Here is a 1,670-nt window from a genome sequence, read left to right on the forward strand (position 1 = left end):
CATGGTGAGAAGTTAGTTCAAGCCAAAACCGAGCCTCAACTCATTGATAAAAGCGTTGCAACGCCTGAGCTACTGGCTCACATCTTGATCAGTAAATACGCTGACCATTTGCCTCTGTATCGCCAAAGCCTGATTTATCAGCGTAGCGGGGTGTATTTATCTGATTCGACCTTGGCAGATTGGGTCGGACGCTGTGGGGTGCAGCTGGGGTTTTTAGTTAATCGCTTAATCAAGCTGATGCTTATTCAGCCAATTGTGCATGCCGATGAAACCCCTGTGAAGATTTTAAACGCTTACGGTACCAAAGATATTAAGCGCAAGTTAAAACAAGGTTATGTGTGGGCGTATGTGACACTTAAGCACAGCCCAATCAAAGCGGTGGTGTATGACTTTGCCCAAGGTCGGGGTCGTGAGTATCCCAATGCTTTTTTACAGGGCTTTAAAGGAAAGCTTATTTGCGATGGCTATAACGGTTACAAGCCATTATTTGGGCGAGGCGTGATTGAGGTGGGTTGTATGGCCCATGCTAGACGTAAGTTTCATGAACTGCATGTGACAGGGCAGAGTCTTATTAGCATTGAGGCACTAAAACTGTTTCAATCGCTGTATGCCGTTGAGCGTGAGATTGATGAGCAGTTTGAGAAAAACCAAACGCCGATGCCTAGAGATGCCCAAGTCGTTAGGCAAATCAGACAGGATAAGGCTAAACCAGTCGCTGATAGGCTTCTTGTGTGGTTACAGGAGAAAAGGCTAGGTACGACTAAGAATGCTGATATTACCAAGGCGATTGAGTATTGCTTGAAACGGTGGCAGGCTCTGACACGTTATTTGGATGATGGCAATTTGCCGATTGATAATAATTGGGCAGAAAATCAGATGCGTCCTTGGGCTCTCGGACGTAAGAATTGGTTGTTCGCAGGGTCGCTTGAGAGTGGGCAGCGGGCGGCGAATATTATGTCACTCATCCAGTCAGCTAGATTGAATGGGCTTGATCCGTATGCGTATTTAGCGGATGTGCTAAGACGGCTGCCGACACATCCGGATAGCCAGATTGATGAGCTGCTACCACATTGCTGGAAACCATCTCAATAGGGGGATGGTCGGGGGCTTACTGAACTTAATCCAATTGAGCAGTTGTGGGCAGTCATCAAGCAAAAGGTTCGTTTAACGCTAAGCAATTTTGATACGCTTAAGGAATGTGTTGAAAGTTGCTTGGTATAATTCGGTTTTGACTATATTTGCATCGCCCATTTGCAAGGTCACCAAAGGGGCAACCCGTTAAAAGCACCATTCATGGTAAAAAATACAAACGTGTATCAGTAGTAGCAGGTCAAATTGGTAATAAACTCATTGCTCCAATGACTTACAATAACACAATGACCAGTGCCTTTTTTGAACAATGGTTTGAAGAAAGCTTACTACCTTCATTAAGCGTTAAATCAGTTATTATTATGGATAATGCTCGATTTCATCGAATCAAAATTCTACGAGAATTAGCCAAAAGATTTGGTCATGTTGTGTTACCTTTATCGCCTTATTCACCTGAACTAAATCCAATCGAAAAGACGTGGGGCAATCTTAAAAAATATTTACGTAAAGTTTTAACTACTTTCGATACTTTTTGGGATGCTCTTTTGTCCTATTCTGGTTTTAATTGACTATAATTTATT

Annotated in this window: 1 protein-coding gene and 1 pseudogene; both read left to right on the top strand. The window is 43.1% G+C overall.

Annotation, left to right across the window (positions count from 1 at the left end; all coding sequences use genetic code 11):
• On the top strand, positions 1–1,092 hold a 1,092-nt coding region (tnpC, locus tag MA2_RS10645; protein WP_156470957.1), incomplete at its 5' end, for an IS66 family transposase.
• A 143-nt stretch (positions 1,093–1,235) separates the two neighbouring features.
• Positions 1,236–1,658: pseudogene (locus MA2_RS11025) on the top strand (transposase); the annotation flags it as partial.
• Between the last annotated feature and the right edge of the window lie 12 nt (positions 1,659–1,670).

It is taken from the genome of Moraxella atlantae NBRC 14588 (genome assembly GCF_001591265.1).
Lineage (GTDB): Bacteria > Pseudomonadota > Gammaproteobacteria > Pseudomonadales > Moraxellaceae > Faucicola > Faucicola atlantae.